The sequence below is a fragment of the Neobacillus cucumis genome, assembly GCF_002860255.1.
Lineage (GTDB): Bacteria > Bacillota > Bacilli > Bacillales > Cytobacillaceae > Neobacillus > Neobacillus cucumis_A.
The window spans coordinates 48,117-74,500 of record NZ_PGVE01000037.1 but is presented as its reverse complement, the minus strand read 5'-3'; the positions used below and the strand labels follow the sequence as shown (position 1 = coordinate 74,500).

Sequence of the window (26,384 nt, the reverse complement as noted above, 5' to 3'; positions counted from 1 at the left end):
AAGCAATAATCTATTCTTCATCATAATCTATCCTGAAGTTTTTTAAAAAGAGGTGAAGAAATGCTAGAAAAGGTTTCAGTTTTGTTACCAATCGGTGGAGATGGAGTCAGAGAAGAATCATTTAAATGGATATTAAAGTTTTATGAAAATCTTTTGCCCGAGGTTGAAATATGTATAGGAAGATTTGATGAAAAGCCATTTTCTAAATCAAAAGCAGTAAATATAGCTGCTGGCAAGGCTACGAGAGATATATTTGCCATTGCCGATTCAGACTTAATATATGATCCAAAGATTATTGAGGAATCCATTAAATATCTGGATACTCACAAGTTAGTCCTTCCTTTTACTAAAATAAACAATCTGACAAAAACAGGCAGCGAGGAATTAATAAAAACAACCCCCTCATGGCCTATTCAGGGAAATTATGATTTTTACCAGCGAGTGGCTGGACCGGGTGGGCTCAATATTATCCGCAGGGAGCATTTTGAACAGGTGGGAGGATTTGATGAAAGATTCAAAGGCTGGGGCGGAGAAGATGATGCCTTTACATTATCTGTACGCTTTTTATGCGGGCCGGCAATTCGACTTCAGCATATTGCCTATCATCTCTGGCACCCAAAAGGCGATATGTCGAATTATAAAAACAATAAAAAGCTGTATGAAGCCTATTTAAGAGGAAAACAATCAATACTAAACGAGCTGGAAAATAGAAAGAATATATAAGAAATAAAACCTTCTATCAAACAAAAATTCGTTTCATAGAAGGTTTTATTTTTCCTTTAATGAGCTATATTGAATATTATTTTATTTAAAATTTCTTTTTATAGTACCTTACTTAGGAAAGCTTTTGTCCTCTCATGCTGAGGGTTTCCGAATAACTGATTCGGTTCATTTTCTTCGACAATATACCCTCCATCCATAAAGATAACACGATCGCCAACTTCCCGTGCAAATCCCATCTCATGTGTTACAACTACCATAGTCATGCCTTCTTTAGCTAGCTGCTTCATGACCTCTAGAACATCACCAACCATTTCCGGGTCAAGCGCTGAAGTCGGTTCGTCAAAGAGCATGATTTTTGGATTCATTGCAAGTGCCCTTGCTATGGCAACCCGCTGTTTTTGTCCGCCAGAAAGTTCTCCAGGATAGCTGTTAGCTTTTTCTTTAAGTCCAACCTTATCAAGTAACTCAAGGGCCGTTTTTTCAGCAGCAGCTTTATCAATAGAAAGAATTTTAATAGGTCCTAAAGTGATATTTTCTAAAACTGTTTTATGAGGGAACAGATTAAATTGTTGAAATACCATTCCAACTTCTTGTCTAACTTTATTGATATTAATTTTGGGGTCCGTTATATTATGTCCGTTAATCACTACCTCACCGCCTGAGATTTCTTCCAGGCGATTTAGACATCGAAGGAATGTACTCTTTCCTGATCCAGAAGGGCCGATTACACAGATTACTTCTTTTTCTTGCACTTCAGCATTAATATCTTTTAATACTTCAAGTTTCCCGAACGATTTTCTTAAGTTTTTCACTGTGATAATGCTCATCGAACCTGAATCCTCCTTTCAACAAAATTAGCCAGAAGGGTTAATAAATAGATAATGATAAAGTAAATAACACCTACTGCCAGCCAAATCTTAAATGCTTCAAAGGTGGCTGAAGCTTGAATTTGACCCTGTTGAGTTAAATCGGCAATACCAATAACAGATAAAAGAGAAGTATCTTTTAAACTAATAATGGATTGGTTTGTAATGGTAGGGAGCATTCTTCTAAAAGCCTGAGGCAGGACCACGTAACGCATGGTTTGTGCTCCCGTAAAACCAATTGATCTAGCTGCTTCTGTTTGTCCCTTATCAATGGATTGAATACCGGCTCTGATAATTTCTGCAAAATAGGCACCTGCATTGATAGCAACGGTAATAATACCTGCTGTTGTGCTGTTTAAGGAAATCAAATGCAGTGAATTTACTCCGAAATAAATAAAAAACAACTGTACAATAAATGGAGTGCCTCGAATCGCATCAACATATATCTTAGCAATCCAATTTAATATTTTTATTGGCGCAAGCCGCAGCAAGGCCATCACTAAACCAATTATAAAACCAAGAATAATAGCAATAACAAAGATATAAAGTGTGACTTTAAGTCCATTTAATAAAATTGGTATAGATGCAGTAATTACGTCCATTTTTTTCATCCCCTTTCAAGAAGAAAGCGCGCTTTTATGCGCGCCCGTTAATCTTTACTTATTCACCAAGATAAGATTTTACAATTTTATCATATGTTCCATCTTTTTTGAGTTCAGCAAGACCTTTATTAATCTTTTTTAATACATCCTGATTTTGACCTTTTAAAACAGCAATTCCATATTGGTCTCCATTTAATCGATCACCAACAATTTTCAAACCAAGGTCCTTTTGCGCAATAGCGTAAGAGATAACAGGATAGTCTTCAATCAGTGCATCTGCATTTCCATTAGAAACTTCTTGGAACATGGCAGGACTATCATTAAATTGAACAACATTAATTCCTAGTTTCGATGCATTATCTTGTGCAAATTTAGCACCTGTTGTACCTTTTTTAACTGCAACTGTTTTTCCTTTAAGGTCATCAACCGATTTGATATTTGAATTATCTTTTTTAACAACTACTGTTAATCCTGCATCAAAATATGGAGTTGAGAAATCTACTACCTTTTTTCTTTCATCTGTAATACTCATTCCAGCAATAGCTACATCAAGCTGATTGGCTTGCATGGCTGGAATAATTCCACCAAAATCCATTGGATTAAGTTCAATTTTAAAGCCCTGATTTTTCGCAATTGCATTAATTAAATCAATATCGATACCCTTATACTCATTTCCATCTTTATATTCAAATGGAGGATAAGTAGTATCTACCCCAACTTTATATACCTTTTCACTACCTGCTTTCTCTCCTGTTGTTTCCTTGCTTCCGCAAGCGGCGATAAAGATGGTAAGAATTAAAAATAAACTAAATAAACCAATTTTCCTCATTTAGCACACCCCTATTATTTGATTATTTTTAATAGAATAAAAACAATACTTTATTAATATAGCACAACTATTAAATATTATAGAAGTATTAATTTTTGGTATTTACATAAAAGTCCTTCTATTATAAAAAGATAGTTTTTAATTAATCTTTTATTGTTTATTATCTTAATATTCTGATTATATTATTTGAATATAATAAAGCATTTCACACCCAAAATTAGATTCTTAGTGAACCGCGGAAACCCCTGGCAGCATAGTAGGATTCTGCTCCATTGTGATACACAAAGACCGTGTCGTAGCGGCGGTCACAAAAGATGGCCCCACCGAGTTTCCTAATATTAGCAGGTGTTTTCACCCAGCTCGATGTTTTAGTATCGAAATTTCCAAGTTGCTGCAGTTCCCGGTATTGTTCTTCGGTTAAAATCTCAATCCCCATTTCAGCAGCCATATTCAGAGCACTATTTTTTGGTTTATGTTCTTTCCTTGACTCTAGCGCTTCACGATCGTAACAAATACTTCTGCGGCCTTTTGGACTTTCAGCTGAACAATCATAAAAAATGAATTCGTCCGTTTTTGTATCATGAGTAATAACATCCGGTTCACCGCCAGTTGTTTCCATTTCATTGAGCGACCACAGTTTTTCAGTATTCTTTTCTAGCTTAGCTTGTACTTTAGCCCATTCAAGTCCTATATGGCGATTCATGTTTTTCTCAAAACGAGCTTTCAATATTCCTAGTATTTCTTCACATTGTTCAGATGACAACTTCCTTTTTTCAATTTTCATACTAAAACCTCCTCGTACAAAATGTTTTGGAACTCCTTTTAATATGTAGCAACACACGAGATGTGGTTGACTAGATAGTTACGACTCTAGCAAAAATCTTTTTAAGATGCAAAGCCCTTTCTCCAATTCATCGGAATCCTTAGGAGATGTTAGTGAAATACGAATAAATTGCGGAGTTTCATCTTTTTTGACCAAGAAACGATGAGAATGATAAACATGTATCCCCCGTGTTAAAGCAACATGCTCAAACTGATTTAGCTGCCATTCTTTATGCAATGGTAACCAGCGAAAAAAACTAATAGGATTTTCACTCGGATGTTCGAATTGAAAATATTTCTGATAAACCCGATTCCTTTCTTGTGAAACTTCCCGTTTTTTCTTAATGATTTGTTCAGCAGCCCCCGTATTAATTAATTCTGTTATAATTTCTGCATTTAAGGCAGATGTTTTTACGTTGAGATTGAAAATTCCATACGTAATTTTTTCAACAAACTGATTGGCGTAAGCAATAAATGCAACTCGAATACCAGAACTGAGTGATTTGGCAATACTCAGGATATAAACAAACTTTTCCGGCACAAAATGTGAAATAGGGAAATAGCCATTTGGTGCCAGGAAAGAGTATACGTCATCCTCTATTAAAATAAGCCCGTATTTATTGATGACCTCTGCTATTTCCTTTCTTCGATTCATATTCATAGTTACAGCAGTAGGATTATTGCAAGAGGGACTCAAATAAATTCCCTGCAATGAATTTGTTCTGCAGACTGCATCTAATCTCTCCGGTTTCATACCTAACTCATCCCCCTCAATAGGGATTAATTGGATATTCAGTATTTTGGCCAGTTCAATAAAATTAGGATAAGTATACATATCCACTGCTATTTTATCTCCCGGATGAAACAAGGCCATTAGAATCAGCGAAAACGAATTTTGCCCTCCAGAAGTGATCGCAATATTTTCAATGGGTACATCCATGTTAAAACGCTGCATCCACTTTTTGGCTGCCATTCGGTGATAAGGCATTCCCAGAGGGTGTCTGTAATCTAATAAATTTTCCAGATAATCCTTGGCGGCAATGCTTTTAATCGCTTGTGCGACGAATGAATTTATGCTGTCAAGGGGCTTGATAATGCCCATCTCTATATAATTCTTATTCTCATCACTGTCCGCCATAAAAATAGCATTTTTTATATTGGGAGTTACAAAGGTTCCCCTTCCGGTAACGGCATAGATTAATCCTTTTACTTCGCATATTTTAAATGCCCTTGTGACAGTGCTGAGGTTAATATCAAGATAATCTGCTAATTCCCTTTGAGGAGGAAGTTTCGTATTGGGTGCGAGAAAGCCATTGAGTATATCATATTCCAGCAAACTGGCAACCGATCGATACAATGGAGGGACAAGCTGTTTTTTATCCGGCTTCCACGACATAGGATAATCTTCAAATGAATTGACTGGCATATAACATCCTCCTCTCGAAAAATTGTATTGCATACAATTATATCATTGAAGCCATACAATGAGGATGATAAAGTTAGTTTAATATAAATTATTTTGATAAGTGGGGGAATATAATGAACATAAGTGAAAACACCTTTATGCGGGAAGAAAGCAGCTTCTTTGCCGGTGTACGGGATTGTCTGCCCACTGTACTTGGTTACTTAAGCATTGGATTTGCTGCAGGTGTGGTGGAAAAAACAGCAGGACTTTCGATTGTTGAAATTGGGCTGATATCCTTGCTTCTATACGCAGGTTCTGGTCAATTTATCGCGGCCGCGATGATTGGGGCTAATAGTCCCACTCTAGCGATTATCTTTACTATTTTCTTTATTAACCTCCGCCATCTTTTAATGAGCGCGGCTATATCGCCTTATTTCCGTCACCTTACACCTTTCAAAAACATATTTATAGGTTCCTTACTTACTGATGAAACCTTTGGTGTAGCGATGAATGAAGCAGCAAGTAAGAAGTGGCTTAGCGAAAAATGGATGTATGGGTTAAATATAACTGCTTATTTAAATTGGTTCATTGCCAATATTGCAGGAGCATTTTTCGGAGAATGGATTTCGAATCCGGAAAAATTCGGTCTTGATTTTGCATTGCCGGGAATGTTTATTGGCCTTCTTGTCCTGCAAATGGTCAGCCGAAGAAAATGGATGAGAGATGTTCTTGTGGCACTAAGTGCTGTTGCCATTGTTGTAGGGGTAAGTTTAGTTGCATCTGGAAGCGTGGGGGTTATTGTGGCGACAATCATTGCCTCTGGCCTTGGAATGGCGGTGGAAAAATGGAAGTAAGATGGTCGATCTTTTTAATTATTTTAGGCTCAGCCCTTGTAACCTTCATTCCCAGAGTGCTTCCAATTGCTATCTTAAGTCGTGTTGAACTGCCAGAATGGGCCATGCGATGGTTGAACTACGTTCCCATTGCCGTTATGGCGGCCTTAGTGGGGCAAGAATTGCTAATGCCAAACGGAAAATTGGAACCTTTACAAAAAAACCTTGAACTAATCGCTGCGTTGCCTGCTTTTATTATTGCGATTGTGACACGGAGTTTATTAGGAACTGTTGTAGTTGGAATCATCTCTATAATGGTATTACGTTTTGTGTTTTAGATTTCAATAAGTAGAAATAAATCAGACCCCTGATAGACATATCCTTTGTTTATCAGGGGTCTGATTTCAAATAAAGCTTTACTAACAGTTTAACGTCCTACTTCGCTTTTACCTTCAATAGGGACACTTCTACTGTTCCCCATTCCATCAAGATTCTCTGACCCAAAGTGATCAAGCAATGCACGCACTTCATCTGTTGACTCTGTGTTCATGAGTTGATTTCTTAATTCACTTGCCCCTCGAAACCCTTTGACATATATCTTAAAAAAGCGATGAAGAGCCTTGAACGAACGCAACTCGTATTTATCATGGAGATCCAGATGTAATCTTAAGAGTTCAAGCAATTCCTTACTGCTATGTTCTTTCGGTTCTTTTTCAAAAGCAAATGGATTATGGAAAATACCACGCCCAATCATAACCCCATCAACACCATATTGATGGGCGAGCTTCAAGCCAGTCTGACGGTCAGGAATATCTCCATTGATTGTCAAAAGTGTATCTGGTGCCACCTGATCACGAAGTTTCTTAATCTCCGGGATCAGCTCCCAATGTGCATCTACTTTGCTCATTTCCTTCCTTGTACGCAGATGAATGGACAGATTGGCAATGTCTTGTTTCAAAATGTGTGTCAGCCAATCCCGCCATTCATCTACCTCCGTGTAACCAAGTCTTGTCTTTACACTTACGGGCAATCCTCCTGCTTTTGCAGCTTGTATTAAATCTGCTGAAACTTCTGGACGAAGGATAAGGCCGCTTCCCTTCCCATGCTGTGCCACATTAGGTACAGGACAGCCCATATTGATATCGATACCCCGAAACCCAAGTTCCGCCATACCAATACTCATTTGCCTAAAGTATTCAGGCTTATCCCCCCAAATATGAGCTACCATTGGCTGTTCATCCTCTGTAAAAGTCAAACGCCCGCGCACACTCTGAATCCCCTGGGGATGACAATAACTCTCACTGTTTGTAAACTCTGTAAAAAACACATCAGGTCTTGCTGCCGCGCTTACTACATGGCGAAAAACCACATCCGTAACATCTTCCATTGGTGCCAATATAAAAAAAGGTCGTGGTAGATCACGCCAAAAATTATCTATCATATTCAAATTCAAATCCTCTCATTATGGGATACCAAGCCAGCCCCTTATCCCAAAATTAAAAAGCAAGGTGTCCCTGCTTCCTTTACACTTATACCATGCTTCGTCACTTTTTATCAAATTGATCGGAAATGTTTATTTTAAAAAGACCCCGAAATCGAAAAAGTAAATTTTAACGAAATCAGGGCCGACTGTCAAATGTTTATTTTTACTAGCAAGAGCATTTTCTAATTAAGCATCTTCAATTCCAAATCCGCCACGACTTCGACATGCGCCGTATGCGGAAACATATCAACAGGTTGAATATAGCTCACTCTATACTTCGAACTTAAAGTTTGAATGTCCTTTGCTAAAGTGGACGGATTGCATGAAACATAAATAAGTTTTTCTGGCTTTACTTGCAATATAGTTTGGAGAAGCTGATTGTCTAGTCCCGTTCTCGGTGGATCGACTACAATCACATCAGGTTTCCAGCCTTTTTTGACCCATTTTGGCAAAACTTCCTCTGCTTTCCCCGGTACATATTTGGTATTAGTAAATCCGTGCCGATTTGCATTTTTCTTCGCATCCTCAATTGATTCAGGGATCACGTCCATTCCTCGAACCTCTGCCGCCTGGTCAGCGAGCCATAATCCAATGGTTCCAACACCACAATAGGCATCCACTACCTTTTCATTGCCAGTAAGGCTAGCTGCTTTTTTCACCTCGTCATAAAGCTTGACTGTTTGGACCGGATTCAATTGAAAAAACGTTCTGGCGGAAAGCTCAAATTGTAAATCCCCTAACGTTTCTTGAATGAACTCTTCACCCGCAAGTGAAATCGTTTCTGTTCCAAAAATAAGCGATGTTTTTTCGCCGTTTATGTTTTGAACAATCGACTTCACCTTGGGCATCCTTTTTTGAATTTCTTCAATAATGGATTCCTTTTTCGGAAGGTCCTTTTGGGTTGTAATCAATACCACCTGCAGCTCGCCTGTTTCCACTCCAACACGGGCGACAATCGTTCTTACAATCCCTTTTCGTGTTTTTTCGTTATAAATAGGGATTTGTAAATCTTGTAAGATCGCCTTGACTGTCGTTACAGCTTCATTCGTCTGTGAATGCTGAACAGCACAATGTTCAATATCTATAAGCTGGTGTGAGTTCATTCCATATAATCCTGCTAACACACGGCCATTTTTCTGCGCGACTTGGAAGCTGCTTTTATTCCGGTAGCCCCAAGGATTTTCCATCCCTATCGTTTCGCGGATATCCAATTGATCCACTTTAAGCTTCGTATGCCTTTCAAGAGATTGGATGATTATATCGCGCTTTTCTTTGAGTTGCTGCCCGTATTGCAAATGCTGAAGCTGACAACCGCCGCACTGTTCATAAAATGAACATGGCGGCTGGACACGATGAGGTGATTTTACCCGTATTTTTTTAATTTTTGCTTCGGCATATTTAGGGTTAATATTTGTGGCTTCCACCACCACTTCTTCTCCTGGAAGGGCTCCTGGTACAAAGACAACCTGCCTTTTAAAATAACCCACGCCTTCTCCATTGATCCCCAGTCTTTTTATCGTTAATGGGAATGTTTGTTTTAATTGTATTTTAATCCCTTGATCGGTTTTCATTTTCTCACTCCAAATTTTTCAAAAGCTTGAGATGTATTATAGCATGATTCATTACAAAAGCCGAATTCAGTTGAATCCGGCTTTCAGTTTATTATTTTGGTTTAGGAAAATCATCCAGGCTTTTAAATTTGTAGCCTTTCTTTTTAAGATCCTTTATTGCTTTTTCTAATGCATCGGCATTGTCCTTTGAAATGGAATGCAGCAGCAGAATACAGCCTGGATGAATTTGTTTCATAATATGATTATAAGAATATTGCCAGCCTTTTTGCTGATTAACGTTCCAGTCAACAAACGCAAGAGACCAAAAAACATGTGTGTATCCCTCTTCTCTTGCGATTTGCATGGTTCTTTCACTAAATACCCCACGCGGTGGACGAAGGTACTTCATTTCTTTTTGTCCCGTTACTTCCTTTGTTTTCACTTTTACTTTTTGCAGCTCTTCGCGGATTCTTGCATCACTGACTACTGTAAAATCAGGATGCCCCCAGGAATGGTTGCCGATAATATGTCCTTCTTTCACCATTTGTTTTGCCAATCCCGGTTGAGAATTCAAAAAGTGGCCCGTTACAAAAAAGGTTGCTGGTACTTTTTCCTTTTTCAAGACTTCGAGTATTTTTGGCATGTAGCCATTTTCATAGCCGCTGTCAAAAGTAACATACACGACTTTTGAACTCGGATTTCCTTTGTAAAAAGCTCCGTATTTGGCAAGAATCTGGTCATATCTGGCACCAGCTTCCGGCGGAATCTCATTTTCAGCTCTCTTAAAACCCCAGTGGATCGGCTGATTGGATACTGCAGCATATGTACTTGATGGTAGAAGTAAGCACATGATGGCAAGGAAAGTGATTAAGCGTTTCATCCATGTTCCCCCTAGTTTTATTTTTTTTAGTGTTTGTTTTAGAAGGGAAAAGGATAATTAGTATTTATAGGAAATCATTAGGCAGGTGGTAGATGCGGCCTTTTTTCGTTCCAGTTGAAGGTAAATTTAGTAATTCCAATTGATAGGAAGAGGCTCTTCTTGTGGGAAGTTGAAGAAATTCTCGGAGTTCCGAATTTGTAATCGAGGTGTTAATAAGTAGAAAGAAATCATTAATCGCTTTTAGGCTGCCTTCTTTAGAAATTTTTAGACAAACAGGGCAAAGCCACTTGTTTTTTTTGTATTCCATAGGCATGTATAAACAGTTTGAACAGCAAACCCCTGGTAAAATATCACTTTTATTTATACTGAGTGATCCTAAAAAGTCTGCTCTATATGGGGTGTGTTTACTCAAAAGTAGTCTTTTTATTTTTCCAACCGTTTTTGAATCTACTCTATCTTTAGGATAGTATTTCTCTAGTTCTTCAATTTTTTTTAGAAGGTCGCCGGCTTTACAAATCTTTTTTTCTGCCTCCTGATACCCTTGAGCAACTTTGACTTCTGCTGAGGATTTAGTGAAAACTACTACTGTTTCAATAGGAATAGGGGGAATTTGATATTTTTGAAAAAAATATTGTAAAAGGATTTTATGCCTATTCACCTGTGAAATTGGATTATCATAGACCATTTTTATATTATTAATCTCTTGTGTTAACTGATGCTTCTCTAAAGTAAGTATTCCGGAATAGTTTTTTGACTCTAAGAGGATGATTAATCTTGGAGAAAGAAGGTGAGCATCCATTTGGAAGAAGGAATCTCTTGCAGGAAGTCGTAGACCTTGAAAAATATGATGATTCTTTTCTGGGAGTAATCCGAGAAAATAGTTTAAGGTTTTCTCTCCCTTATATCCCGAAGCTAAAATCCTGATTTTCACCTCCACTTCTGCCATCTTTGGATGATTACTAGGTAATCTTCTTTGAGCAGCTTCTGCCTGTTGTAACGTTATGGGCTTAATTAATGGTAAATCGAACAAATTTTTCCCTCCTTTAGCTAATTTATTATCTATTTCGACATCATTTATAGAATTCCTCCTAACACTTTTTTAATCGACTTTAGTGCTTTAATGCTTTATTAACAAATTTCGGGGCGATATTAACAAAAATTTTAGGATATTAACAAATTCCGGCGTGATATTAACAAAATTTGCTACGATATTAACAAATTCCAAGAGATATTAACAAATCCCCCGACAACCCAAAAAAAGGCTAGGCGCACCACTCACGCCTAGCCAACAAACAACTTATTTAAATACCGGTTCCTTAAACTGAGCCAGCTTTTCCAATGATGACTTATCCACATCAGCATGTAAGCTGTTTCCGTGTGAATCCATCGTTACTACAGCAGTAAAACCTTCAACACGAAGGTGCCACATTGCCTCTGGAATTCCAAACTGCATTAAATCAACGCCTTCTACCCCTTTAATACAATCCGCATAATATTGAGCCGCGCCGCCGATTGCATTCAAATAGACACCGCCATGCTCGTTTAATGCTGCCAACGTCTTAGGACCCATTCCACCCTTACCAATAACTGCGCGGATTCCGAACTTCTTCATGATGTCACCTTGATACGGCTCCTCACGAATACTTGTAGTTGGACCAGCAGCCTTTACATGCCACTCTTCATTTTCATCCTTCAGCATGACAGGACCGCAATGATAAATGATCTGTCCATTTAAATCAACCGGGGCATCATGATCACTTAAATATTTATGAATCGCATCGCGGCCTGTATACATTAATCCATTAATCTGGACAACGTCGCCAACCTTCAACGAACGAATCTTTTCTTCCGTAATCGGTGCCTCTAACGTAATTACATCCGCAGATGATGCAGCAGCCGTTTCTTTTTCAGTCTCAGTAACAGCGAAATCAATAAACTCCCCATCCTGGTAAGCCCATTCTTTAATTTCGCCAGTCTCCGCATCCACACTTACACCTAAGCGTCGGAAAGCCCAGCAATTGTAGGCAACGGAAACGTAAAAGCTCGCTGGAATACGGTTCATAACCCCAATTTTACAACCAAGAAGGGTTGCTTCACCGCCGAAGCCCATGGTCCCAATACCTAATTTATTTGCATTTTCCATTACATACTCTTCTAGCTTGCGAAGATCTTCGTTTGGATTTACATCTTCAACAGAGCGGAATAATTGCTCTTTAGCTAAATCATAGCCTGAGGAACGGTCGCCTCCAATACCAACGCCGATAAAACCAGCGCTGCAGCCTTGGCCCTGCGCCTGGTATACCGAATGCATGATACATTTGCGAATCCCATCAAGGTCACGGCCCGCACGGCCTAGTCCTTCTAACTCGCAAGGAAGGCTATACTGGATGTTTTTATTTTCACAGCCGCCCCCCTTCAAAATTAGGCGGACGTCAATGTAGTCCTTTTCCCATTGATCAAATTTGATGACTGGAAGGCCAGCACCAAGGTTATCACCGCTGTTTTTTCCAGTTAAAGAATCAACAGAGTTTGGACGTAATTTTCCTTCATTCGTCGCAAGGACTATTGCCTTTTTGATAGCTTCTTTAATTTCTAATTGGTTAACGCCTACAGGTGTTTTAATTTTAAAAGTTGGCAGGCCTGTATCCTGACAGATTGGTGAAACTTGGTCGTCTGCCATTTTAATATTATTGGTGATAGTTGCAAGACTCATCGCGGCACTTGTTCCTGCATTTTCTTTTTGCTTTGCAGCTAACACAGCACGTCGAACGTCTTTAGGAAGTTTGGTTGATGTTTCCACAATTAGTTCGTACATGCTTTCTTGAAATTTTGCAATATTCAATTCGAGTACCCCTTTCCCTTAGTTCCCCAATTTTATCTATTTTCAATTTTACAACTTTTTGCACGCTTACATTATACTCCTATAACCACTAGAATTAAAGGATAAGGTTACTGGAAAAGCTCTACTCGCCTAGCCCAGGGAGACAAGTCAATAAAAAAGAGCCTGTTCTTAAACAGACTCACTTACTTCACGATTTTGAAATTCCCGGCATTTTGATTCCATCTCATCAAGCATCAAAATTAAACGATCAATATCCTCTAAATCAGTATCCTCTGGATCGATGGCATCAAGTACATCGATAAACATGTTTAAACGGTGTTTTAGGAAATCCACCTGCGTATTTTTATTTTCAATTGGGCTGCCCAAATAAAACACTCCTTTCATTACCGTTCCATCCTATCGAAATATAGGAATTTTGGCAATGGTTAAACCTATTTTGCCCATTTTTCTAAAAAAAGAACCCCTCTGTTCAAGAGGAGTCCTAAAAACTAAACATTATCTTGGCCGCTCAGACGCAGCAAAACCAAACGAAACATAATCCTGAACAGGGATCCAAGCACCAATGCCTTGAGAGGTAACATTCTTGATAACAATAAACTTCTTACTTCCTTTTAGCATCAAGTAAACTTCCCCGTAGGTTACTTTACCTTTTTCATTTACGCCTGGTGCATATGCATATAAGTAGCCTAGGCGATTTGGGGGAATGTTGTAAATATGGTCGTTCTTCGTACCCGCACCAATAATTGTTTCAAAGGCAAGAGGAAAACGAGTCTTTTCCATAGCCTTTAACAGCATCATCTTTTTTACTTCTTCCGCATCTGGAACTTTTGACGTCAAACCGCCTCTAATTATCTTTTGGGCTTCTTGGACGTATTTAATTTGATATGGGACTTTGCCGCCGCGATTATCGAAATAATTGGTGTTAATTTTTTGATACTCCCAGTTAGGGGAGGTTTCGGATGATTCGTAGTTTAATGGCCACTGGCCAAGATAGATGATTGCTCTATATCCAAGCGCAAACGGAGTGCTGTTAATGCTCGACTCATTAAGCATCCGGATGAGATCAGGATTTTCAATTTTAACCTTTGAAGAATTAATAAGTTTTTTAGTCATATCACTTGGCTGCAGTAACGGTAAGTCCTGCGTCGAATTTGGGTACGTATTTTCTTTTGAAATATTACGTACTGATGGCGGAACTTGATATTTGACTACATCTTTTTTCACCGGGGCTTTTTGAGCAAAAGCAGACGGTATAAAGGTCAACATAAATAGCAGTGTTATAAGTAAAGAAACATTTTTCTTCACGATTGGAACTCCTTTCACTAGGAACATTAAATCAGTCTGTTAATAGTTTTTTCGGAGTTCCTCCATATTATCCATGCTTCTCTATGACTTTTTTTGCTCAAACTATGAATAATTTCTTTGTATTCTCTGCATAGATTTTTCAAAGTAGGGAAAGAACAATTGAATCGCCGGTCCTACAGTAAACGTGATAATCAGCGTTCCATAGGAAATAGGCCCATGAAGAAAAAAGGCCGGTATTAAAGCTGTAATTTCTCCAATGGTTTTTGCAACCATGAGGTTGACACCGAAACGTTCACTTATAGCCAGCATATAATTATCAATCGGGCTTTGAGGAAATTTTGCCTGCAAGTAAATGGAGGCGCCAAATCCTATAATTAAAATACCCACTAATAACATAGCCGACTTCGTAATTAACCCTTCCACATTAAATAACTCGAAAACTGTATTCAACCAAAAGTCAACTAAAGAACCAATAACGATAATCGTCAGTAACGATAGGATGTCAGGTCTTCTTTTTAATAAAAGAGCATTCAAAAGGACTAAAATCCCACCATCAATCATGACCCATCTTCCAACCGATAGGCCTACTTTATTTGTCAAGGCAACATTCAAAGCATCCCATGCCCCTACCCCAATATCAGAAACCTTGATCGTCATGCATACGCCGAAGGTCATGATTGCTAGCCCGATAATAAAAAACAATAAACGTATAGTTATTTTCATTTCTCGCTCCTTAAGTATTGGTACAGAAGTAATAAAATTGTAATAATCTGATTATTTACAAAATTTTAACTAGGATTTATAATAAACTTAACCTTTAAAAAAGGAGGGCAGTAATCAATCAGCTCACAATTTACTTAGACTAAGGAGGTTGGGATTCCCGTCTTATATGAAATTCAACACTCGTGTTTTTTCTATTAATTATTACTAAACATGAAGGTTGGTGATTGATGGTACCCACGATTGAAAGCGATTGATTTAGAACCCTTATAACAAGTGCTGCTTCATTATAGCACAACAAAAAGATTTACCTGTACATTGAAAAAAGTTGAATGAAAAAAAGGAGACTCTATACCATCTGGCATAGAGTCTTTTCAATTTTATAATAAGTAAAATCCAATCCCCATAATGACATAGGCAGCTAGTAATGTTAATCCTTCAAACCAGTTAGATTCCCCGTCATTTGAAATAACCACCATTAACAAGACAGAGGAAACCATGGCAATTAATTCCGGCCAACTGAATATTAGCGGCATTGACTTTTCAAAAAGGAGCGAAATTAATACTAGCACTGGTAAGACAAACATGGCCACTTGTAAAGTAGAACCGATAGCAATTTCTACGGCAATATCCATTTTATTCTTAAAGGCCATTAAAACTGCCGATGCGTGTTCCGCAGCATTACCTACGATAGCAACAATGATGACCCCGATAAATAACTCTGACCAGCCAAACGTTTCTCCAACATATTCAAAGGTATGAACAAGATGTTCGGAAATATACGCGACGGCAATCGTTGCAATGAGAAGGACAGAGATGGCCTTCCCTTTGCCCCATTCGGGAACTTCTTCTTCATGTACCGCTTTAGGGGCACCCGATTGATACACTCCGCGATGGGTAACTAGCTTAAAGAATAGCGCAGCTAAATATAAGAGAATCAAAATGATTGATGTCCCTATACTTAATGTTAGGGTACTGGTCTCATTCATACTGATTGAAAACACTTCTGGAATAACAAAAGCAATCATAACCGCGAACATCAATAATCCAGAATTATGTCTTGCATCATAAACATTAAACTCCTGGCGCTTGTATTTTAATCCGCCCACAAAAAAAGATAGGCCTGCAACAAGCAGTAGGTTTCCTAGAACAGAACCGGTTAGTGAAGCAAGGACCACCCCTACAAGGCCTGCCTTTAATGAAAAGATGGAAATAATCAGTTCAACTGCATTCCCGAAGGTTGCATTTAATAGACCGCCAATCCGGGGGCCGGCCACAATTGCAAGGCTCTCTGTTGCTCTTCCCATATAGCTCGATAAAGCGATAATGGTTAAACAGTACAGAATGAATAAGATTATATTTGACCAATGCATCATCGTTCCAATCACAGAAATAGGAACACCAATGAATGTCATTAGCATAAAAACTTTATTTGTCAATGAATTCCCTCCAGTTCTCTTTATACATTTTCTATAATTTTCCCACTTGAACCTTAATTTACCTAAAAACAAACCAAATGTCTAGGTACAATTCCCTTGCAAATACCTCCCTTTCTAGATACCATCATTGAGGGACTACTAAACTTCAAACAATCGTGAGGATGGTTTATGAATAAAAAAAATTTACGTTTCTGGATCCTTGTCAGTATTGTCGCTATATCAGGTTTTTCTCAGGGTATGCTGCTGCCGCTTATTGCCGTTATCTTTGAAAAAAGCGGGCTATCCCCCTCATTAAATGGATTAAATGCAACCGCTCTATATATTGGAATCCTCTTAGTAGCCCCGTTTATGGAAATGCCATTAAGAAAGTATGGATATAAACCGGTCATCATTTGGGGCGGAGGCCTTGTTGTTATTTCCCTTGCCCTTTTCCCACTTTGGAAAACATTTTGGTTTTGGTTTGCTTTAAGACTTTTGATTGGAATTGGTGACCACTCGCTCCATTTCGCTACACAAACATGGATAACTTCATCTTCTCTACCTGAAAGCCGAGGCCGGAATATTTCCTTATATGGTTTATTTTTTGGGATTGGCTTTGCTACAGGCCCTTTAATGACCCCATTGGTTACTATTAATCAATCCTTACCTTTTATTCTATCTTCAATTTTATGTTTAATTGGTTGGGCTTTTGTTTTTACATTGGAGAATGAAAAACCTGAACAAAGTGATAAAATAAATTCTTTTCTCTCTACGATTAAACAATTTAACCAGGCTTTTAAATATGGATGGGTTTCTTTTTTACTTCCATTTACATACGGTTTCCTAGAATCTTGCTTAAATGGAAGTTTCCCGGTTTACGCACTTAGGACAGATATAAATGTATCTAGTGTTTCCATTTTTCTATCTGTATTCGCCATCGGCAGCATCATTACTCAGCTCCCTTTAGGAATACTGAGTGATCGGTACGGCAGGAAAATGGTCTTAATAACCGTTCTCTTTCTCGGATTTTTAAGTTTTACGATAGCAAGTTTTGTAGAACATTCCTTTATCGGACTTTTCACTGCTTTTCTTTTTTCAGGAATGGCCGTCGGCTCGACGTTCTCACTTGGAATCAGCTTTATGACGGATTTGGTTCCAAAGTATCTGCTGCCAACTGGAAATTTATTATGCGGTATGGCTTATAGTATTGGCAGTTTAATTGGCCCAATCATTGGGGGGTTATTTATTAAATTTTTTCAAGATATTAGTTTCTTTTATATTATTAGCTCCATGCTGCTTGCCGTCTCCTTAACCATATTTTTGTTTGGGAGGAAAACACCTGTAAAACTAGGACAGCAAAATTTCTAGGTAGGCTCTATTAAGCAAATTCATATCTTCATGCATAAGATATATGGTAAAATAGTTAAAAAGAAGAAATAATAAGGATTCAGCGCTGTCATCACATGATGACAGCTTTCGTGTTTTTTAAGGGTAGTGAATTTGATTATTTTTCTCAATTAGAAACAAAGAAAATGAAATAAGGGAGGGAAAACAATGAGTTCCGATGCAAAAGTTCTTTCAAAAGGGATTCAGGAAGTTAGCTTTTTCGAAAAATTAAAACCACATCTAGAATTGATTGCTGCTGGATTAAGTGGTGTTTTCATCTTAGCGGGTTGGCTGTTTGATAAACATGGTGATGGAGCCGCATCCATTATTTCTTATTTATTAGCATTTGTGATTGGCGGCTTTGCTAAAGCAAAGGAAGGTATTGAGGCCACCTATGAAAATAAAGAATTAAATGTTGAAATGTTAATGATTTTTGCCGCAGTTGGTTCTGCCATTATTGGATATTGGACTGAGGGTGCCGTATTAATCTTTATCTTTGCTGTCAGCGGAGCCCTGGAAACGTACACAATGAATAAAAGCCATAAGGAAATCTCGTCCTTAATGGAACTTCAGCCACAAGAGGCGTTAAGAATAACCAATGGGTTTGAAAAGCGGGTCGCTGTTTCTGACTTAATCGTAGGAGATCATATTCTTATTAAACCGGGTGAACGCGTACCCTCTGACGGGCTTATTATCAAAGGGCAAACCAATATTGATGAAGCTGCCATCACCGGGGAATCCATGCCTGTATCAAAAGGGGAGCAAGCAGAGGTTTTCGCTGGTACAGTGAATATGACAGGCTCCATTACGGTTCAAGTAACTAAAGCAAGCACTGATACACTTTTTCAAAAAATTATCCAGCTGGTTCAATCAGCTCAAAGCGAAAAATCACCTTCACAGCTCTTCATTGAGCGTTTTGAAGGAACCTATGTCAAAGTGGTACTTCTTGTCGTGATAAGTATGTTCTTTATACCCTACTTCCTTCTTGGATGGAGCTGGCATGAATCTTTTTACAGAGCAATGATTTTACTGGTTGTTGCATCACCTTGTGCCCTTGTAGCATCCATCATGCCCGCTACCCTCTCAGCCATCTCAAACGGTGCGAAACATGGGATTTTAGTTAAAGGCGGGGTCCATTTGGAAAATTTAGGACATTTAGAGGCCATTGCCTTTGATAAGACTGGTACCTTAACAAAAGGTAAACCCGAAGTAACGGAAGTAATTGTAAAAGAAGGCCTCAATAAAGAAGACCTTATTTTAAAAGCTGCATCGATTGAGAACCAATCAACGCATCCACTGGCACAAGCAATTGTCAAATATACCAAACAAACGTTGAAGAAGGAATTATTACAACCAGACAGCCTTGAAGATATACCTGGCTGGGGTGTAAAAGCATCCATTAACGGAGAGCAGTGGAAAATTGGTAAAGCAGCGTTTGTTGGAAACGACAAGGCCGATAAGTTTGCTGAAGGTAAGGCTAAAGGACTGGCTGGCTCAGGGAACACCCTAGTCTTTATTGAAATTAATGGTGTACTCTGTGCCATGATAGCTATGAAAGATGTGGTTCGGGAAGAAACGAAGCATGCGATTGAGGACCTAAAGAAACAAGGTATCAAGACCATTATGCTTACAGGTGATAGTGAAAAAACAGCAAAAGCGATTGCTGCCGAGAGCCATGTAGATGAATTTTTCTCAGAATGTCTTCCAGAGGAAAAAGTTGACCAGTTAAAACAACTTAAAGAGAAATATAAAACAGTGGCGATGGTTGGAGATGGTATTAATGATGCTCCTGCATTAGCGACTGCTAATGTGGGTATTGCGATGGGAGAAGGAACCGATGTAGCCCTTGAAACAGCTGATATTGTCTTAATGAAAAATGATCTGCCTAAGATTGCTGAAGCGGTCCGTCTCTCTCAGCGTATGAACAAAATCATTAAACAAAATGTTGTTTTTTCTATTGCTGTCATTATGTTACTAATCTGCTCAAACTTCTTTCAATTGTTGGATTTGCCTTTTGGAGTTATCGGCCATGAAGGCAGTACCATCCTTGTTATTTTAAACAGCCTCAGGCTTTTAAAATCATAGTATGGAAAAGCCAGGTGGAGGTTCATCCGCCTGGCTTTTTGTTATGTCCTAGTGATAGCCATTAGATCCGTTAGCAGAACCAGAAGTTTTGTTTCCCTTACTGCCTTTTCCTTTTTGCTTGGTACTTCCATCTTTTTTCGTATGCTTTGTCATCTTATCGTCCTCCCTTGATGTTCGGGGCTATGCCCTCCTTTATAGTTTGGACGGATAAGACGTTTTCATGAAGGTAAGTGTTAGCAGTTTGACCGATATTTTTCACTATAGAAGGCATTCACTTCGCCTCCAAGAATGATAATAAATGCGGAAAGGTATAGCCAGATCATTAAAACAATAATAGCGCCAATGCCTCCGTAAGTAAGGGAATAATTACTAAAATTCCCGACGTAAAAAGATAAACCCATTGACGAAATGATCCAGCCCACCGTGGCAAAGCATGCTCCCGGAAAGGCGCTTCGGCACTTTATCTTGACATTCGGAGCAATCCAGTAAAGTCCTGTAAATATGAGAAATAAAATAATCGCACTGACCAGCCAGCTTAAGGCATTCCAAAATTTAATAAATTGTGAGGTATAACCTAATTTCGAGAATAAAAAAAGGCCTATTTCCCTTCCAAACACAGGCAGGATTACAGCAAGCAAAAAGACAAAAATCATCCCGAATGTTAATAAAACAGCCATTCCCCTTGCCACTATGAAAGAACGGCTCTCCTTCACGTTATATGCCTTATTAAATGCTCGTACGATGGCGTTAATACCATTGGAAGCCGACCAAATCGTACCAATAATCCCGAATGAAAGTAAACCGCCATTTCGATGACTCATTATTTCCTTAACATTTTTTTCGATTAGATCCATTGCCTCTTCAGGTGCAAAGTCACGAATCATTCCGAGCATATCCTGGTGTGGGATTGGAAAATACGGAAGAAGTGTAAATAACACAATTAAGAGTGGAAATAAGGAAAGAAGAAAAAAATAGGCCAATTGCGCACTTAAGCCGGGAAGATCATCTTCTTCTATCCGATGCCAAAGTAATCTTAGCAATGAAGAGCGTACATTTACTTCCTTGTCCATTTTTATCCTCCTTCTTATTTGTGATTGATTTCTCCTTTTCCTAATACATCATCTAAAAGTCCATCCTCTTCATTATGAGCAAAAGTTTCCTTTGTTTCTTTTAGTAATTCTGTTACTTGAGGTGTCAGCTCTCTTAACTCTTCCACTTTATCTGTAATATAGTAAATATCCTCACTAACTGTTTCAAAAGTAGATTTAATTTTTTCAGCTGTTTCCTTAACTTTTTCTGTTACTTCCCCAGGGTGGCGAACAATATAACTCACCTTACTAGAAGTCTTGATTACATTTTCCTTCATCGCCTCGCGGGTATCTTTATCTAACAAGCTCAGAACTCCCCCAGCGACTGCACCTAGAAGCATTCCCTTCCAAAACTGATTCTTTCTAGTCATCTTAACCTCTCCTTCAAGCTGATAATAATCATTGACTGTACATAAAAGAAAATAATAACATTGTATATCTTACCATTAATTTTGCGATATCAAACCCGTCTATGCAAAATCTACACGTTATCTTTATTGATTTTTCTTTGGACAAACTACTATTAAGGTTAGTATTGACAGATACTTTCTAACATGAAAAGATGGGATTATTAATTCGAAAAGGGTGACCGAAATGAATTTATCAGAGAAGTCTGTCGAGAATGTCGAATATATGATCGAACAAATAAAAGAAAAATTAAAAGTACTAAACCTGGGAGCCATAAAACCTTCCCACTTCGATGAAGAAATGTATGAAGAATTAAAAGAGATTTATGAAATGGTTCTTAAAAAGAAATCGTTCAGTCCCAATGAGATGCAGGCTTTAGTTGAGGAACTAGGGAATCTAAGAAAAAAATAAGAAAAAGACCCGTTATACCACTTGAGAGATAACGGGTCTTACTTTTATTATTGTTCAGTTAAAATGATAGGACCATCTTTGGTTATAGCCAAAGTATGCTCATACTGTGCAGAATATTTTCCGTCAATTGTCCTCGCTGTCCATCCGTTAAGGTCCATTTTTGTCTGATAGCGGCCGATGTTTACCATAGGTTCAATGGTAAACACCATCCCCTCTTTGATTCTAGCACCTTTTCCTGGGAGCCCATAATGCGGAACATCCGGTTTCTCATGAATGACTGCTCCAATGCCATGTCCTATAAAGTCACGTACAACGGAAAGCCCTTCGCTTTCAACATAAGTTTGAATTGCATGGCCAATATCACCAATTCGATTGCCCGCAACTGCCTGCTCAATCCCTTTATACAAGGCCTCTTTAGTTACCTTTAATAGATGAGTCGTTTCCTCGGAAAGCTGCCCCACACCGTAAGACCAAGCCGAATCTGCTAACGCCCCATTGTAATTAACTACCATATCAATGGTAACAATATCCCCCTCATTTAATGGCTCTTTCCTAGGAAATCCATGGCATATCTCATCATTTATACTTGCACAGGTTGCATACTGATAGCCTTTATATCCTTTTTGTTCAGGTGTTGCTCCATTCTTCCTTAAGAAGTCATCTACAAATTCTTCAATTTCCCAAGTGGTGACACCTGGTTTAATTAACTTGGCAATTTCCTTATGACACGCTGCAAGAATTTCTCCAGCCTTTTTCATCGCTTCAATTTCCCGTGGTGATTTTAATACAATCATCTGTTTCCCTGCCTTTTTTTGATTATATTATATACATTTATTCTTTTGTTCGTTGTAATATTTATTTGAAAATTATACTTTAACATCTTTATGACAACACATTTAATATTAACGCTATCCACTCCTTTTTTCAAAATAAACTTCCTCTTATAAAAAAACTAGGAAGATTTTCTCAATGTTCATGATATCGTAATAATAGTCCGTTCTTAATATGGTACTTTGAAATTCTTTTTGATAGAATATAATAAGGATATGTGTCCTTTAACGATTCATTGCAAAAATAAAATTTAGGTGTGTGAAATTCAATGATTGGTGACCGCGTTAAAAAATATCGCTTAGAGAAGAAAATGTCACTGTCCGAGCTTGCTGAACAAGCGGGTGTTGCTAAATCTTATTTAAGTTCGCTAGAAAGAAATTTGCAGAAGAACCCTTCCATTCAATTTCTTGAAAAAATTGCCGGAGTATTAAATCTTCCTGTCGAACATTTGATTCACGAACAAATTAATAAGGATGATTTAGATACGGACTGGATGAACCTTGTAAAAGAAGCCATGAATTCCGGTGTTTCAAAAGAACAATTCCGAGATTTTCTCGAATTTAATAAGTGGCGGATTAATCAAAATAATAATGAATAAAAAAAGCATTCTACAAACCTTTTGTAGAATGCTTTTTTTATATGTACCCTTGGTTAACGATTTTGAGTAAGAAAATCACGTACATCCTCGATGGAGAGTCCAAGTTTTCTTGCCTCTAAAATAAGTTCCTGCCACTCCTGATCAATAACATCCACATCTTTTACTGTAATCACCACTACACTCACACTCCCAAAATACATCAGTATTCCAGGCAGCCCGGCCATCCTAGCAGCTTGTTTTTGCCTTAGATCCTCGGCTTTGCGTCCCTGTTTTTCAACAGGTTTGCCCTTTTCTGCTCTCCCTGCTACTTAAGTTCCCCTTCCTTTTTCCTAACACTTTATATCTAGGCCTTTATACTTAATCTTTTTGTGTATGTTCATTATATCGATTGCAATTATTGGAATGTGTTGTATTTTGTCATAATAAACTAATTTTCTTAGGACTTTTTCAATCAAATTTTTCCATTTTTCTACAAAGTTCCAACTTAATTTTACAATTTTGTTATCTCTTTCCTATGAAGATTATATTTGTCTAATTTATGACAAAAGACATATAATATTAACAACATAAAATATACTGAATATTAAAAAAATATAAAAAGGATGTGTTTCTTAATGACTCTAATTCATGTTCTTAACTTTTCCATTCCAATAGTCTTTATTGTCTTTGCCGGCTTTTTATTAGACAGAATTTGCGAACCTATTGAACAAGAAAAAAAAGCTGGTGATGAATAACATTCCATTTCACCATTCAGCTTTGCTTGTTAATTTTACTTTGTACTTTCAACTCATAGTTCTTAAACACTGATGAATTCGTTCTGACCCCTCGTTTTGACATTAACTGATTAAACCTTATTAGTTTTTCATTTAATCTTTTCTGAAGTTGATCTCTTTCATTTTCATCGCATTTTTTGAGTAAATCTTCAATGCCCATCATTTCTTGACGTAATTGTCCTTCTTCCCCCGTATAACCAGCATTTTTCATTATTTTATAGGCCATTCGCAATTCTTCTGGAATTCCGGATAAGTCTTCGTACTTCATTGGTTTTCCAAATCCAGGAAGATTATTAAATTCTCCATCTTGGTATGCTTTTTTAATACGGTCCTCAGAAAGGATCTGAAAAAAATCCATTTTCGCTGCCTCCTTTTTATCACAATCCCTATTTTCATTATACCAACTTACCGTACTATAGAAAATTTGAAAAATAATTCCATATTATTTTTAAGAATGTTTGGGGAAACTACATGCGAAGACGAAAGGAGTGTTGACTTTGGCACGTGGAGAACATTTTGAGCACAAAAAGAAAAATCATCCTGGTAATTTTCCAAAGGAGAGCCTTACAGAAAAGCACGTAAAGGAAGCCATTGGTGATGAAGAATTAATTGTTACTCAGGAAGCTTTTAAAAATAGAATCGAGAATGAGGACGAACAGCGTGTGGACACAGGCCGCTGGCTGCCAAATCATATGAAGTAAAAGGCGTGAGTTTTCACGCCTTTTTTGAAAGGTTTTTAATAAATTGGTCAAATTCAATAGTTTTTAACCAATCGGCGGCTTTTTCAATATCTTTTGAAAAAACCCGATCTGCTTTAATTGAAAGGATTTGTTCCCGCCCTTTTTCATAAAGTGCTTTTGTATATGTTGCCATTTTTTCAGGCCCTCGGAATTCAACAGCCTGCATGGCACAAATGAATTCAATAGCAAGAACTCCCCTTACATTTTGAATGATCTGATATGCATGTCTAGCTGCTATTGTCCCCATACTGACATGATCCTCTTGGTTAGCAGAAGATGGAATCGAATCAACACTGGCTGGATGGGCAAGTGTTTTGTTTTCTGAAACAAGGGCAGCGGCTGCATATTGCATAATCATCGCACCGGATTGGAGTCCTGGCTCGGGGCTTAAGAACGGCGGCAAGTCGTTTAACTGCGGATTAACCAAACGCTCAATTCTTCTTTCTGATATATTAGCCAGTTCAGCCACGGCTATTTTCATGAAATCCATTGCTAAGGCAATCGGCTGTCCGTGAAAGTTTCCACCTGAAATGACCGTTACCCCCTCATTAAAAATTAATGGGTTATCGGTAGCCGCATTCATTTCAATTTCCAATTTTTCTTTCACGTAGTCAAGAACCTGCCATGTTGCACCATGAACCTGTGGAATACATCTTAGTGAATAAGCATCCTGAACCCTTAACTCCCCTTGCCTTGTGGTTAGGAGACTGTCACATAAATATTGACGCATTCTTGCGGCAGATTCTATCTGCTGTTTGTAGCCTCTTGCAACATGAACTTCTTCAGCGAAAGCATCTATAATTCCATTTAATGCTTCAAGCGTCATTGAGGCAATCAGTTCACCTTCAAGGGCAAGCTGTTCTGCTTCTAAATAACCGACTACTCCCATAGCCGTCATGGCCTGTGTTCCATTAATAAGGGCAAGCCCTTCTTTAGCCTCCAGTGTTACAGGCAATATCCCTTCATGAGAAAGGGCATGCAAGGAATCCATCCGATTTCCTTTATAAAATACTTCTCCCTCGCCAATTAACACTAACGCTAGATGGGAAAGCGGAGCGAGATCACCGCTGGCTCCAAGCGACCCTTGCTGTGGAATGACAGGAATTATGTCAGCGTTAACTAATGCTAATAATTTTTCAATAACAACTGGCCTAATCCCAGAATATCCTTTTAACAGCGCATTGGCCCGGAGCAATACCATCGCTTTGGAGACAATTTCAGGAAAGGGTTCCCCTACTCCGCATGAATGGGAGCGAATTAAATTTAACTGGAGATCTTGGACATGTTCTTTATTGATTAAAACGTCGCTAAATTTCCCAAAACCAGTTGTTATGCCATAAACAACTCTATTATCCGAGACGATTTTTTCGACTGACTCCCTGCTTTTTTGGGCTGCCTCCATACTCTTCGTTGAGGCAGTTACCTTTTTTTTGTCATATAAAACCTCTTTTATCTGTTTTAACGTTAAATCATTACCTGTTAATGTAATCATCTGTCTCTCTCCTCTACCAATTTAGAAGAATAAAGAAAAAGGCTGGATTCCTAAACCATTTAGATTTGGAAATCCAGCCTCTTTTTTAATTCAAATTTATTTTTCAGGGAATGCCGCATATCTAACCATCCCATTCTTCAACTATTCTGATAATTTTATTGTATGTGAGGAAAACCTAAGCTGTCAATGAAGGCAGGAAAGGAATTTTCGACTTATTTTGAGGGGGATTCAGCTTTCCTTCACCCAAAATACAAAATCCCTCCGTTTTCCGCTATACTATAATAAGGTCAATTT

At 38.1% G+C, this 26,384-nt stretch carries 28 protein-coding genes and 1 riboswitch; of the genes, 8 read left to right on the top strand and 20 right to left on the bottom strand.

Annotated features, from left to right (window positions below; genetic code table 11):
• The first annotated feature begins 60 nt into the window (after positions 1–60).
• On the top strand, positions 61–723 hold the full coding sequence (locus CVD27_RS08895) for a glycosyltransferase family 2 protein (RefSeq protein ID WP_101647543.1): 663 nt from the start codon (positions 61–63) through the stop codon (positions 721–723).
• 98 nt (positions 724–821) lie between these two features.
• Here the strand turns inward: CVD27_RS08895 and CVD27_RS08890 are convergent, their stop codons facing one another.
• The 5 genes from CVD27_RS08890 to CVD27_RS08870 all read right to left on the bottom strand — a co-directional run bounded on the left by CVD27_RS08890 (position 822) and on the right by CVD27_RS08870 (position 5,268).
• Positions 822–1,550 carry an amino acid ABC transporter ATP-binding protein gene (locus CVD27_RS08890; protein ID WP_101647542.1) on the bottom strand — a complete coding sequence of 243 codons (729 nt, stop codon included), beginning with the start codon at positions 1,548–1,550 and terminating at the stop codon, positions 822–824.
• Positions 1,547–2,191 (bottom strand): amino acid ABC transporter permease, encoded by a 645-nt coding sequence (locus tag CVD27_RS08885; RefSeq protein WP_101647541.1) that lies wholly within the window; start codon positions 2,189–2,191, stop codon positions 1,547–1,549. Before CVD27_RS08885 ends, CVD27_RS08890 begins: the two co-directional genes overlap by 4 nt.
• Positions 2,192–2,249: 58 nt before the next feature.
• Positions 2,250–3,020 (bottom strand): transporter substrate-binding domain-containing protein, encoded by a 771-nt coding sequence (locus tag CVD27_RS08880; RefSeq protein ID WP_101647540.1) that lies wholly within the window; start codon positions 3,018–3,020, stop codon positions 2,250–2,252.
• Between the two features lie 217 nt (positions 3,021–3,237).
• The gene (locus CVD27_RS08875; RefSeq protein WP_101647539.1) at positions 3,238–3,804 is read right to left on the bottom strand and encodes a DUF4256 domain-containing protein; all 567 of its coding nucleotides are present in this window, start codon (positions 3,802–3,804) and stop codon (positions 3,238–3,240) included.
• Between the two features lie 78 nt (positions 3,805–3,882).
• Positions 3,883–5,268 (bottom strand): aminotransferase-like domain-containing protein, encoded by a 1,386-nt coding sequence (locus tag CVD27_RS08870; RefSeq protein ID WP_101647538.1) that lies wholly within the window; start codon positions 5,266–5,268, stop codon positions 3,883–3,885.
• A 113-nt stretch (positions 5,269–5,381) separates the two neighbouring features.
• Here CVD27_RS08870 and CVD27_RS08865 point away from each other — a divergent pair, with 113 nt between their 5' ends.
• Together CVD27_RS08865 and CVD27_RS08860 are read left to right on the top strand one after the other, a co-directional pair.
• On the top strand, positions 5,382–6,101 hold the full coding sequence (locus CVD27_RS08865; RefSeq protein ID WP_101647537.1) for an AzlC family ABC transporter permease: 720 nt from the start codon (positions 5,382–5,384) through the stop codon (positions 6,099–6,101).
• Entirely contained in the window at positions 6,092–6,418 is a 327-nt protein-coding gene (locus CVD27_RS08860) for an AzlD domain-containing protein (RefSeq protein ID WP_101647536.1), read from the top strand. The genes CVD27_RS08865 and CVD27_RS08860 overlap by 10 nt, the downstream gene beginning before the upstream one ends.
• A gap of 89 nt (positions 6,419–6,507) precedes the next feature.
• Here the strand turns inward: CVD27_RS08860 and CVD27_RS08855 are convergent, their stop codons facing one another.
• From CVD27_RS08855 to cax, 9 genes are all read right to left on the bottom strand, one after another.
• Complete coding sequence (locus tag CVD27_RS08855; protein WP_101647612.1) at positions 6,508–7,521, bottom strand: tRNA dihydrouridine synthase; 1,014 nt, start codon at positions 7,519–7,521, stop codon at positions 6,508–6,510.
• Between the two features lie 224 nt (positions 7,522–7,745).
• A complete protein-coding gene (gene rlmD / locus CVD27_RS08850) occupies positions 7,746–9,134 on the bottom strand; it encodes a 23S rRNA (uracil(1939)-C(5))-methyltransferase RlmD (RefSeq protein WP_101647535.1) in 1,389 nt (462 codons plus the stop codon).
• Positions 9,135–9,225: 91 nt separating this feature from the next.
• Positions 9,226–9,963 (bottom strand): delta-lactam-biosynthetic de-N-acetylase, encoded by a 738-nt coding sequence (gene pdaA / locus CVD27_RS08845; protein ID WP_374703058.1) that lies wholly within the window; start codon positions 9,961–9,963, stop codon positions 9,226–9,228.
• 94 nt (positions 9,964–10,057) lie between these two features.
• The gene (locus tag CVD27_RS08840) at positions 10,058–11,023 is read right to left on the bottom strand and encodes a nuclease-related domain-containing protein (RefSeq protein WP_101647533.1); all 966 of its coding nucleotides are present in this window, start codon (positions 11,021–11,023) and stop codon (positions 10,058–10,060) included.
• Between the two features lie 267 nt (positions 11,024–11,290).
• Positions 11,291–12,835: a fumarate hydratase gene (locus CVD27_RS08835; protein WP_101647532.1), complete on the bottom strand. Its 1,545-nt coding sequence runs from the start codon at positions 12,833–12,835 to the stop codon at positions 11,291–11,293.
• Between the two features lie 168 nt (positions 12,836–13,003).
• On the bottom strand, positions 13,004–13,201 hold the full coding sequence (locus tag CVD27_RS08830) for an SE1561 family protein (RefSeq protein WP_101647611.1): 198 nt from the start codon (positions 13,199–13,201) through the stop codon (positions 13,004–13,006).
• A gap of 129 nt (positions 13,202–13,330) precedes the next feature.
• On the bottom strand, positions 13,331–14,140 hold the full coding sequence (locus CVD27_RS08825) for a YfkD famly protein (protein ID WP_101647531.1): 810 nt from the start codon (positions 14,138–14,140) through the stop codon (positions 13,331–13,333).
• Between the two features lie 102 nt (positions 14,141–14,242).
• Positions 14,243–14,863, bottom strand: coding sequence for a YczE/YyaS/YitT family protein (locus CVD27_RS08820; RefSeq protein WP_101647530.1), 621 nt, complete (start codon positions 14,861–14,863; stop codon positions 14,243–14,245).
• Positions 14,864–15,240: 377 nt separating this feature from the next.
• Positions 15,241–16,299: a calcium/proton exchanger gene (gene cax / locus CVD27_RS08815; RefSeq protein ID WP_101647529.1), complete on the bottom strand. Its 1,059-nt coding sequence runs from the start codon at positions 16,297–16,299 to the stop codon at positions 15,241–15,243.
• A gap of 168 nt (positions 16,300–16,467) precedes the next feature.
• Between cax and CVD27_RS08810 the strand changes: the two genes are divergently transcribed.
• Positions 16,468–17,646 (top strand): MFS transporter, encoded by a 1,179-nt coding sequence (locus CVD27_RS08810; RefSeq protein ID WP_101647528.1) that lies wholly within the window; start codon positions 16,468–16,470, stop codon positions 17,644–17,646.
• Between the two features lie 186 nt (positions 17,647–17,832).
• Entirely contained in the window at positions 17,833–19,749 is a 1,917-nt protein-coding gene (locus tag CVD27_RS08805) for a heavy metal translocating P-type ATPase (RefSeq protein WP_101647527.1), read from the top strand.
• A gap of 233 nt (positions 19,750–19,982) precedes the next feature.
• Here CVD27_RS08805 and CVD27_RS08800 read toward each other — a convergent pair whose 3' ends face one another.
• Together CVD27_RS08800 and CVD27_RS08795 are read right to left on the bottom strand one after the other, a co-directional pair.
• The gene (locus CVD27_RS08800) at positions 19,983–20,819 is read right to left on the bottom strand and encodes a YihY/virulence factor BrkB family protein (protein ID WP_101647526.1); all 837 of its coding nucleotides are present in this window, start codon (positions 20,817–20,819) and stop codon (positions 19,983–19,985) included.
• A gap of 14 nt (positions 20,820–20,833) precedes the next feature.
• Positions 20,834–21,208: a YtxH domain-containing protein gene (locus CVD27_RS08795; RefSeq protein ID WP_101647525.1), complete on the bottom strand. Its 375-nt coding sequence runs from the start codon at positions 21,206–21,208 to the stop codon at positions 20,834–20,836.
• Between the two features lie 223 nt (positions 21,209–21,431).
• Here CVD27_RS08795 and CVD27_RS08790 point away from each other — a divergent pair, with 223 nt between their 5' ends.
• A complete protein-coding gene (locus CVD27_RS08790) occupies positions 21,432–21,656 on the top strand; it encodes a DUF1128 domain-containing protein (protein ID WP_101647524.1) in 225 nt (74 codons plus the stop codon).
• 47 nt (positions 21,657–21,703) lie between these two features.
• Here CVD27_RS08790 and map read toward each other — a convergent pair whose 3' ends face one another.
• Positions 21,704–22,450, bottom strand: a complete 747-nt coding sequence (gene map, locus CVD27_RS08785) for a type I methionyl aminopeptidase (protein WP_101647523.1) — start codon at positions 22,448–22,450, stop codon at positions 21,704–21,706.
• 305 nt (positions 22,451–22,755) lie between these two features.
• Between map and CVD27_RS08780 the strand changes: the two genes are divergently transcribed.
• A complete protein-coding gene (locus tag CVD27_RS08780) occupies positions 22,756–23,085 on the top strand; it encodes a helix-turn-helix domain-containing protein (RefSeq protein WP_101647522.1) in 330 nt (109 codons plus the stop codon).
• 53 nt (positions 23,086–23,138) lie between these two features.
• On the opposite strand, the gene CVD27_RS08775 is transcribed toward CVD27_RS08780, so the two are convergent.
• Together CVD27_RS08775 and CVD27_RS08770 are read right to left on the bottom strand one after the other, a co-directional pair.
• Complete coding sequence (locus CVD27_RS08775; protein WP_257984303.1) at positions 23,139–23,261, bottom strand: anti-repressor SinI family protein; 123 nt, start codon at positions 23,259–23,261, stop codon at positions 23,139–23,141.
• Positions 23,262–23,292: 31 nt separating this feature from the next.
• Positions 23,293–23,382: riboswitch (cyclic di-GMP riboswitch) on the bottom strand.
• A 453-nt stretch (positions 23,383–23,835) separates the two neighbouring features.
• Positions 23,836–24,216, bottom strand: a complete 381-nt coding sequence (locus tag CVD27_RS08770; RefSeq protein WP_101647520.1) for a DnaJ family domain-containing protein — start codon at positions 24,214–24,216, stop codon at positions 23,836–23,838.
• A 139-nt stretch (positions 24,217–24,355) separates the two neighbouring features.
• Between CVD27_RS08770 and CVD27_RS08765 the strand changes: the two genes are divergently transcribed.
• On the top strand, positions 24,356–24,559 hold the full coding sequence (locus CVD27_RS08765) for a hypothetical protein (RefSeq protein WP_101647519.1): 204 nt from the start codon (positions 24,356–24,358) through the stop codon (positions 24,557–24,559).
• 13 nt (positions 24,560–24,572) lie between these two features.
• On the opposite strand, the gene hutH is transcribed toward CVD27_RS08765, so the two are convergent.
• A complete protein-coding gene (hutH, locus tag CVD27_RS08760) occupies positions 24,573–26,090 on the bottom strand; it encodes a histidine ammonia-lyase (RefSeq protein ID WP_101647518.1) in 1,518 nt (505 codons plus the stop codon).
• Positions 26,091–26,384 lie beyond the last annotated feature (294 nt).

Excerpts from the sequence above, each read along its gene's own strand:
- CVD27_RS08895 (WP_101647543.1), top strand. The coding sequence starts at position 61 with ATGCTAGAAAAGGTTTCAGTTTTGTTACCAATCGGTGGAGATGGAGTC.
- CVD27_RS08890 (WP_101647542.1), bottom strand. The coding sequence starts at position 1,550 with ATGAGCATTATCACAGTGAAAAACTTAAGAAAATCGTTCGGGAAACTT.
- CVD27_RS08885 (WP_101647541.1), bottom strand. The coding sequence starts at position 2,191 with ATGGACGTAATTACTGCATCTATACCAATTTTATTAAATGGACTTAAA.
- CVD27_RS08880 (WP_101647540.1), bottom strand. The coding sequence starts at position 3,020 with ATGAGGAAAATTGGTTTATTTAGTTTATTTTTAATTCTTACCATCTTT.
- CVD27_RS08875 (WP_101647539.1), bottom strand. The coding sequence starts at position 3,804 with ATGAAAATTGAAAAAAGGAAGTTGTCATCTGAACAATGTGAAGAAATA.
- CVD27_RS08870 (WP_101647538.1), bottom strand. The coding sequence starts at position 5,268 with ATGCCAGTCAATTCATTTGAAGATTATCCTATGTCGTGGAAGCCGGAT.
- CVD27_RS08865 (WP_101647537.1), top strand. The coding sequence starts at position 5,382 with ATGAACATAAGTGAAAACACCTTTATGCGGGAAGAAAGCAGCTTCTTT.
- CVD27_RS08860 (WP_101647536.1), top strand. The coding sequence starts at position 6,092 with ATGGAAGTAAGATGGTCGATCTTTTTAATTATTTTAGGCTCAGCCCTT.
- CVD27_RS08855 (WP_101647612.1), bottom strand. The coding sequence starts at position 7,521 with ATGATAGATAATTTTTGGCGTGATCTACCACGACCTTTTTTTATATTG.
- rlmD (WP_101647535.1), bottom strand. The coding sequence starts at position 9,134 with ATGAAAACCGATCAAGGGATTAAAATACAATTAAAACAAACATTCCCA.
- pdaA (WP_374703058.1), bottom strand. The coding sequence starts at position 9,963 with ATGTGCTTACTTCTACCATCAAGTACATATGCTGCAGTATCCAATCAG.
- CVD27_RS08820 (WP_101647530.1), bottom strand. The coding sequence starts at position 14,863 with ATGAAAATAACTATACGTTTATTGTTTTTTATTATCGGGCTAGCAATC.
- CVD27_RS08810 (WP_101647528.1), top strand. The coding sequence starts at position 16,468 with ATGAATAAAAAAAATTTACGTTTCTGGATCCTTGTCAGTATTGTCGCT.
- CVD27_RS08805 (WP_101647527.1), top strand. The coding sequence starts at position 17,833 with ATGAGTTCCGATGCAAAAGTTCTTTCAAAAGGGATTCAGGAAGTTAGC.
- CVD27_RS08800 (WP_101647526.1), bottom strand. The coding sequence starts at position 20,819 with ATGGACAAGGAAGTAAATGTACGCTCTTCATTGCTAAGATTACTTTGG.
- CVD27_RS08795 (WP_101647525.1), bottom strand. The coding sequence starts at position 21,208 with ATGACTAGAAAGAATCAGTTTTGGAAGGGAATGCTTCTAGGTGCAGTC.
- CVD27_RS08790 (WP_101647524.1), top strand. The coding sequence starts at position 21,432 with ATGAATTTATCAGAGAAGTCTGTCGAGAATGTCGAATATATGATCGAA.
- map (WP_101647523.1), bottom strand. The coding sequence starts at position 22,450 with ATGATTGTATTAAAATCACCACGGGAAATTGAAGCGATGAAAAAGGCT.
- CVD27_RS08780 (WP_101647522.1), top strand. The coding sequence starts at position 22,756 with ATGATTGGTGACCGCGTTAAAAAATATCGCTTAGAGAAGAAAATGTCA.
- CVD27_RS08770 (WP_101647520.1), bottom strand. The coding sequence starts at position 24,216 with ATGGATTTTTTTCAGATCCTTTCTGAGGACCGTATTAAAAAAGCATAC.
- hutH (WP_101647518.1), bottom strand. The coding sequence starts at position 26,090 with ATGATTACATTAACAGGTAATGATTTAACGTTAAAACAGATAAAAGAG.